We start from the raw sequence: 6,777 nt of genomic DNA, 5'->3' as shown, positions 1-6,777 counted from the left end.
GCGCTGGACGCCAGGGCCATCGAGCGGTCGAAACCCACGATCTTCTGAAACCGGTTGATGACCCGCAATGCGAATGCAGGCCGCAGCCCCCGACGATCACGTCGGGGCCCGCCACCGTCGTACCGGCCGCCTCGTCATCGGCTCACGGCCCGTCCGCGGGCCGGTGGCATCAGTGGAAGAAGTGCCGCGTCCCGGTGAAGTACATCGTCACGCCCGCCTTCTTCGCGGCCTCGACGACCTGCTCGTCCCGCACCGAACCGCCCGGCTGCACCACGGCCTTGACGCCCGCCGCGGTCAGGATCTCCAGGCCGTCCGGGAAGGGGAAGAAGGCGTCGGACGCGGCGTAGGCGCCCTGCGCCCGCTCCTCGCCCGCGCGCTCCACCGCGAGCTTCGCGGAGTCGACGCGGTTGACCTGGCCCATGCCGACGCCGACCGACGCGCCGTCCTTGGCGAGGAGGATCGCATTGGACTTGACGGCGCGACAGGCCTTCCAGGCGAAGGAGAGCTCGGCGAGTTCGTCCGCGGAGAGCGCCTCACCGGTGGCGAGCGTCCAGTGCGCCGGGTCGTCGCCGTCCGCCTGGAGGCGGTCGGTGACCTGGAGCAGCGCACCGCCGTCGATCGGCTTGAGCTCGACGGCGGCCGACGGGCCGTCGGGGCAGCGCAGCACGCGGATGTTCTTCTTGCGGGCGAGGACCTCGACCGCGCCGTCCTCGTACCCCGGGGCGACGATGACCTCGGTGAAGATCTCGGCGACCTGCTCGGCCATCGCCACGGACACCGGACGGTTGACCGCGATCACGCCGCCGAAGGCCGACAGCGGGTCGCAGGCGTGCGCCTTGCGGTGGGCCTCGGCGACGTCTGCGCCGATCGCGATGCCGCAGGGGTTGGCGTGCTTGATGATCGCGACGCACGGCTCGGCGTGGTCGTACGCGGCACGGCGCGCGGCGTCCGTGTCCGTGTAGTTGTTGTACGACATCTCCTTGCCGTGCAGCTGCTCGGCCTGCGCGAGCCCGCCGCCCGCCTCGGTGACGTACAGCGCGGCGTCCTGGTGCGGATTCTCGCCGTAGCGCAGGACGTTGGAGCGCTCGAAGGTGGCGCCGAGGAAGTCGGGGAAGCCCGACTCGTCGGCCGGGGCGTACGAGGACGCGAACCAGGAGGCCACGGCCACGTCGTACGCGGCCGTGTGCCGGAACGCCTCGGCGGCGAGGCGCTTGCGGGCCACGAGGTCGAAGCCGCCCGAGGCGACCGCGGTGAGGACGTCGGCGTACCGGGCGGGGCTGGTGACGACCGCGACCGAGGGGTGGTTCTTGGCGGCGGCCCGGACCATCGAGGGGCCGCCGATGTCGATCTGCTCGACGCACTCGTCGGGCGTCGCGCCGGAGGCGACGGTCTCCCGGAACGGGTAGAGGTTCACGACCACGAGGTCGAACGGCTCGACGCCGAGCTCCGCGAGCTGCTCGCGGTGCGTCTCGAGGCGCAGGTCGGCGAGGATGCCGGCGTGCACGCGCGGGTGCAGCGTCTTGACGCGGCCGTCCAGGCACTCGGGGAAGCCGGTGAGCTCCTCGACCTTGGTGACCGGGACACCGGCCGCGGCGATGCGCCCGGCGGTCGAGCCGGTGGAGACCAGCTCCACGCCCGCCTCCTGGAGGCCGCGGGCCAGCTCCTCCAGGCCGGTCTTGTCGTAGACGCTGACCAGCGCGCGCCGGATGGGCCGCTTCATGGTTTCGGCGGTCACGGGATAATTACCTTTCGTCCCTCGATGCGGTAGCCGTTACGGGCCAGACGCCCCACGACATCGACGAGCAGCTGACGCTCGACTTCCTTGATGCGCTCGTGCAGAGCGCCTTCGTCGTCCTCGTCCCGTACGTGCACCACGCCCTGCGCGATGATCGGGCCGGTGTCGACGCCGTCGTCGACGAAGTGGACAGTGCATCCGGTGACCTTCACGCCGTACGCGAGCGCGTCGCGCACTCCGTGGGCACCGGCAAAGCTGGGGAGCAGGGCGGGGTGGGTGTTCACGAACCGGCCGCCGAAGAGGTCGAGGAAGCCTTTGCCGACGATCTTCATGAAGCCGGCGGACACGACCAGATCCGGCTCGTACGCGGCGGTCGCCTCGGTCAGGGCCTGGTCCCACTCCTGGCGGGCCGCGTAGTCCCCGACCTTGCGGACGAAGGTGGGAATCCCGGCGCGGGTGGCGCGCTCGAGGCCGGCGATGCCCTCGCGGTCGGCGCCGACCGCGACGATCTCGGCGCCGAAGCCTTCGGGATCTTCGTGGATCGCGTCGAGCAGCGCCTGGAGATTGGTGCCGGATCCGGAGACCAGGACGACGAGGCGGGCGGCAGCCACTGGGGACTCTTTTCGCGTTGCGGTACGTCTGTGGGGCGTCTTTGTGTGGTCGTACGAAAGAAACGAGACCGCCGATAGGGGAACTCTACGAAGCCGTCGACCGTCAGCAACGATACCGGCACACCGAGCGGCCCCCACGGGACGGGGGCGTGGCCGGGAGGTAGCGTCTGGGGCAGGGCCCGTCCCCAGACGGAGTACCCGCGCACAGAGGTACAAGAGGGGAAGACGTTCACCACATGCCGGACCGACGCCGCCGCACGGCTCTCCGCATCCCGCTCGCCCGCGAGCGGGGCTCCCTGCTGCTGCGGGATCGCCAGTCCACGGACTCGGCGGGGTCCACGGAGCCCACGGAGCCCACGAATCCGTTCGCACCGCCACCGGAGGGCGCTCCTGACCGGCCGTGGCAGCCACGCCGCGGCTCGGCATCGGAGCCCGGATCCGGGTCCGGGACCGGGTCCGGGTCCGGGTCCGGGGACGACGGTGACCGTCAGGACGGCGGCCGTCAGGAGGAGGACCGGCGTCCGTCCTCGGGCTGGGGCAGCCAGTGGAGCAGTCGCCAGCCGGGGCGGTCGTCGGGGGGCTTCGGCGGCCGTCAGGGCGGCCAAGGTGGTCCGAGTGGCCCGGGTGGTGGCGGTCAGGGCGGCCCCGAGGGCAGCGGTCCCGGCGCGGGCCTGCGCTGGGACCCGACGGACCCGGCCCAGCGCCGGGCCCGTTACGCGTTGCTCGCCGGTATGTGGGCGTTCTTCTTCGCCCTCTTCGATCTCTCGGAGATCGCGCTGCTGCTGGGTGCGCTCGCGTTGTACTGGGGCATCAGCTCCCTGCGCGCGAAGAACCGCCGCCCGGCCGAGGGTTCCGCGGTCGCGTCGGCGACTCCTCCCGCCCAGACCGGCGGCGGAAAGCCCCAGGTCACTGCCGCCGTCAGCGGCATGGTGATGGCGGCGATCGCGCTCGCGATCGTGGCGATGACCTTCACGATGCAGCTCGTCTACCGCGACTTCTACACCTGCCGCGACGACGCCCTCACCAAGACGGGCCAGCTCGCGTGCAACGAACTGCTCCCGGAGCCCCTGCGCAACGTGATCGGCGTCCCGGAGTAGCCCACGGCGGCCGCACTACGCCCCTGCCCCCGCTCCCGCCTCGCCGGATCCGGGCGGCGGGGGCGTTGCCGTATCGGCGCCGGCGCCACCCTTCACGGTTGAGGTCAGTCGTTCCGTGGCGCCGGGGGCGTCTCCCGGGCGAAGCTCCGGTGGATGGTGGGCACAGCCGGACGACGGTCCGCAGACGAGAGGTGGGTCGGGGCAGGGCCCCGGTGCGGGAGTGGGTGACATCGGGGTCGCTCCCGGCTCGTCGGGCGTGGCGGTGGGTGAGGGCTCCTCTTCCGTGTCCGGAAGCCCCGAGGGCACGGGCGGCGCCTCCGCGGCCACCGGCCCTGTCGCCTCGGTGGCCGTCGCGGAGGGCGGCGACTGCACGGGCTCCGGCGGCGCGGGCGGCGGCTGCACGGGCGGCGGCACCGCAGGCCCCGGCACGACAGGCCCGGGCTCCGCAGGTACCGACGACACCCGCAGCCGCGCCGGAAGCGCGGACATGAGCCCACTCGACACCCGCTTCAGCGCCGCCCACTGCGCCGCACGCACAGCGGACCAGTCCGCCAGGGCGGTGGACAAGGGCCGGCGGGCACGGCGCGCGCGCCAGGCGTGGACGGCGACCGCGGACGGCACGGCAACGACCGCCGTCCAGGCATACGCCGCCATGCCCACCTGCCACCACACCGGGCCGAACGCGGCGAGCGACCCCGTGCCCAGCGGCCCTCCGGCCGCCGCCGCGAGAAATGCCATGAGTGCCCCGCACAGCACCGCCGCCAGCAGCGCGGTCAGAGCCGTGCCGCGCCAGGTCCAGGCGGCGCGAGAGGCGGCACCGGCAGCCGCCTCCGCACGGGCCGTGACCCAGGCGGCCGCGCCTCCTGCCACGACCGGCACCGCCGCGCACGCCCAGGCCGGCGTCGCACCCAGCCCTTCCACAGGAATCGCAGCCAACAGCGGGAAATGGGGCAGCGTGGGCTCCCCCGCGACCGCGAAGGGCGCCGCCGTCGCACCCGTACCGAGCGCGAACCCCGGGCCGAGCCCGTACCCCGCCCCCCACACCGCCGCGTTCGGCGCCAGCGCCAGCGCCAGCAGGAGCACTGCGGCGCGCCCCGGCCAGTCCACCGCGAGCCGCAGCAACGAATCCTGCGCCTCACCCGCGTGCCACACGAGCGACCCCGCGACCAGCACCGCCCCGCCGACGAGCAGCACCGCACCCGCCGCACCCGCCGCCCGGAGCGCGACAACGGCCCTGGAGCGCGCCAGCGCGACCCGTACGCCCTCCGGCACCCACCGCGGAAGCGGCCCGAGCGGCCGCCCACGCGCGGTCCACACGCCCGCCGCCGCGGACAGGGTGGCCACCACGGGTAGATGCAACGCCGCGCTGACCGGCTCGGCGGCGAGCGACCCACCTGCCGAGTAGAGCGCCGCGCACGTCGCGACCAGCAGATAACCGCAGGTCACCCCCGACACGACGACTGCCGCCGAAGCCCGTGGCCCCGCGTCCGTCTCGAGCGCCTCGCGCGCGGCCCGGTGCGCAAGCCAGACGGGCAGCACCGCCAGCAGCAGCGGTACGACCCCCACGGGCGCAGGCGTACCCGAGAGCGTGTCGGACCTGACCACCTCCGTGCCGTGGGCGAGCAGCCACAGCCCGGCCGCCACGTGCAGCACCCCCGAGGGGCCGCTGTCCGGGTAGGGCGAGCTGATCCACATCACCATCACCAGGGCGGCGATGGTGCCGAGTCCCAGCCCGGCCGCGATCATCCCGCGCAGGGCGGACGCCGTCAGCACGGCGGCGGGCGGCCGGGAGCCGTGCACGGCCACGTAGGTCGGGCTGCGGTCGGTCAACTGGGTCACGTGGCCATGCTGCCAACGACACGCGCTTTATCCACGTAACAGGCGAATGGCCGTTGTGTCGCACAAAATACGCTTATGTACTTTTCGCCCCAGTGCAGCCGCCCGGCCCCGGGGAGCCTTTCATGACGCAGAGTGCCGCGGACCCCGCCAGGACCGACGCCGCCGCGTTGCCCTCCCCCAAGGAGCGGCGCAGGCTGCGCGAGGCGCGGTCACTGAGCGAGGAGCAGGTCGCCGAGGCCGTCGGGGTCACGCGGGCGACGATCAAGTCCTGGGAGACGGGCCGCACCAATCCGCGCGGCCGCAAGCGCGACGTGTACGCGAAGCTGCTCGCGACGTACGAGGAGGAAATCGCCGCCAGAGAGGCGACGGCGGCCAGGGAGGAGCCCGCACAGACACCGGAGGCGGACGCGCCACAGCAGGCTCGGCAGACACAGCAGGCGCAGGAACCACAGCCTGCTCAGCAGGCACGGCAGGTGCAGAGGGCACAGCAGCAGGTACGACAGGACGACGATCGCACGGCGGTCCGGCGCACCGCCCCTACTGTCTCCCCCTCGGCCATGCCCGCACGCGCTCGCCCGCACGCCCCCGCGCGCTCCGCGCCGGGCGCCGGACGCCGGGCACCCACCGTCCCTGCGCCGCCCCCCACGCCGTCCGAGGGCCCCGCGTTCACCGCCGAAGATGCCTTCGACGCCCTCTACACGGAAACCGCCCCCGGCCTCGCCCGCCAGACCTATCTGCTCACCGGCCGCCGCGATCTGTCCCTCGAGGCCGTCGAGCACGCCTTCCACGTCGCCTGGCAGCGCTGGCCCGAGGTCGCCGTCGACCGCGACCCGGCGAGCTGGGTGCGCGCGGCGGCGTACGAATACGCGATGTCCCCCTGGCACAAGCTGCGCCGCTCCCACCGCCACCCCGAGGATTCCGGCAGCCCCCAGCCCTGGCCGTCACTCCGCGAGACGCTGCTCGAGCTGCCGCCGACGTACCGCCGCACGCTGATCCTGTACGACGGGCTCGGCCTCGACCTTCCCGACACGGCCGCGGAGACCGAGGCGAGCACCCCCGCGGCCGCGAACCGGCTGCTGCACGCCCGCGCCGCCGTCGCCGAGCTGCTCCCCGAGCTGGCCGAACCGGAGGCCCTGCAGGAGGAGCTCGCCGACCTGGTCGTCCATGCGGCGGCACCCGAGATCGCGCCGGCCGATGCCGTACGGGCCGGCAGCGAACGCCGTACCCGGTTCTGGACACGGGCGGCGTTCGGCCTCACCGCACTGATCCTGGGAGCGGCGGCGCTCACGATGGTCGTGTCGGACAGCCATTACGAGGCCCCGCAGGCACCCGGCGAGTCGGTCGGTGGCGTACGGCCCGCCTACGGCCCTCCGGCCGTCACCAAGCGGTACATCGAGCTGCGCACGATGCTGAGACACCACCCGCTGAAGGGTCCGGAACGCCTCCTGCCGTTCGCCCACTGACGCGCGGGCAAACACGGAAGGGCCCGCGCCCC

5 protein-coding genes are annotated in these 6,777 nt (G+C 73.5%); 2 read left to right on the top strand and 3 right to left on the bottom strand.

Features of this window, described 5'->3' with window-relative positions; translation table 11 throughout:
* Positions 1–169 precede the first annotated feature (169 nt).
* Together purH and purN are read right to left on the bottom strand one after the other, a co-directional pair.
* Positions 170–1,720 carry a bifunctional phosphoribosylaminoimidazolecarboxamide formyltransferase/IMP cyclohydrolase gene (purH, locus tag ABT078_RS36190; protein ID WP_351235519.1) on the bottom strand — a complete coding sequence of 517 codons (1,551 nt, stop codon included), beginning with the start codon at positions 1,718–1,720 and terminating at the stop codon, positions 170–172.
* Between the two features lie 11 nt (positions 1,721–1,731).
* Positions 1,732–2,346 (bottom strand): phosphoribosylglycinamide formyltransferase, encoded by a 615-nt coding sequence (gene purN / locus ABT078_RS36185; protein WP_351235515.1) that lies wholly within the window; start codon positions 2,344–2,346, stop codon positions 1,732–1,734.
* Between the two features lie 236 nt (positions 2,347–2,582).
* On the opposite strand from purN, the gene ABT078_RS36180 reads away from it, so the two are divergent.
* Positions 2,583–3,443 carry a hypothetical protein gene (locus ABT078_RS36180; protein ID WP_351235513.1) on the top strand — a complete coding sequence of 287 codons (861 nt, stop codon included), beginning with the start codon at positions 2,583–2,585 and terminating at the stop codon, positions 3,441–3,443.
* A 15-nt stretch (positions 3,444–3,458) separates the two neighbouring features.
* Here the strand turns inward: ABT078_RS36180 and ABT078_RS36175 are convergent, their stop codons facing one another.
* Complete coding sequence (locus ABT078_RS36175; RefSeq protein ID WP_351235511.1) at positions 3,459–5,282, bottom strand: cell division protein PerM; 1,824 nt, start codon at positions 5,280–5,282, stop codon at positions 3,459–3,461.
* 122 nt (positions 5,283–5,404) lie between these two features.
* Between ABT078_RS36175 and ABT078_RS36170 the strand changes: the two genes are divergently transcribed.
* Positions 5,405–6,745, top strand: a complete 1,341-nt coding sequence (locus ABT078_RS36170) for a sigma factor-like helix-turn-helix DNA-binding protein (RefSeq protein WP_351235509.1) — start codon at positions 5,405–5,407, stop codon at positions 6,743–6,745.
* Positions 6,746–6,777 lie beyond the last annotated feature (32 nt).

Source organism: Streptomyces sp. NPDC002133 (genome assembly GCF_040296405.1).
Classification (GTDB): domain Bacteria; phylum Actinomycetota; class Actinomycetes; order Streptomycetales; family Streptomycetaceae; genus Streptomyces.
Note: the sequence above shows the minus strand (reverse complement) of the source record. Positions and strands in the feature narration are given on the sequence as shown.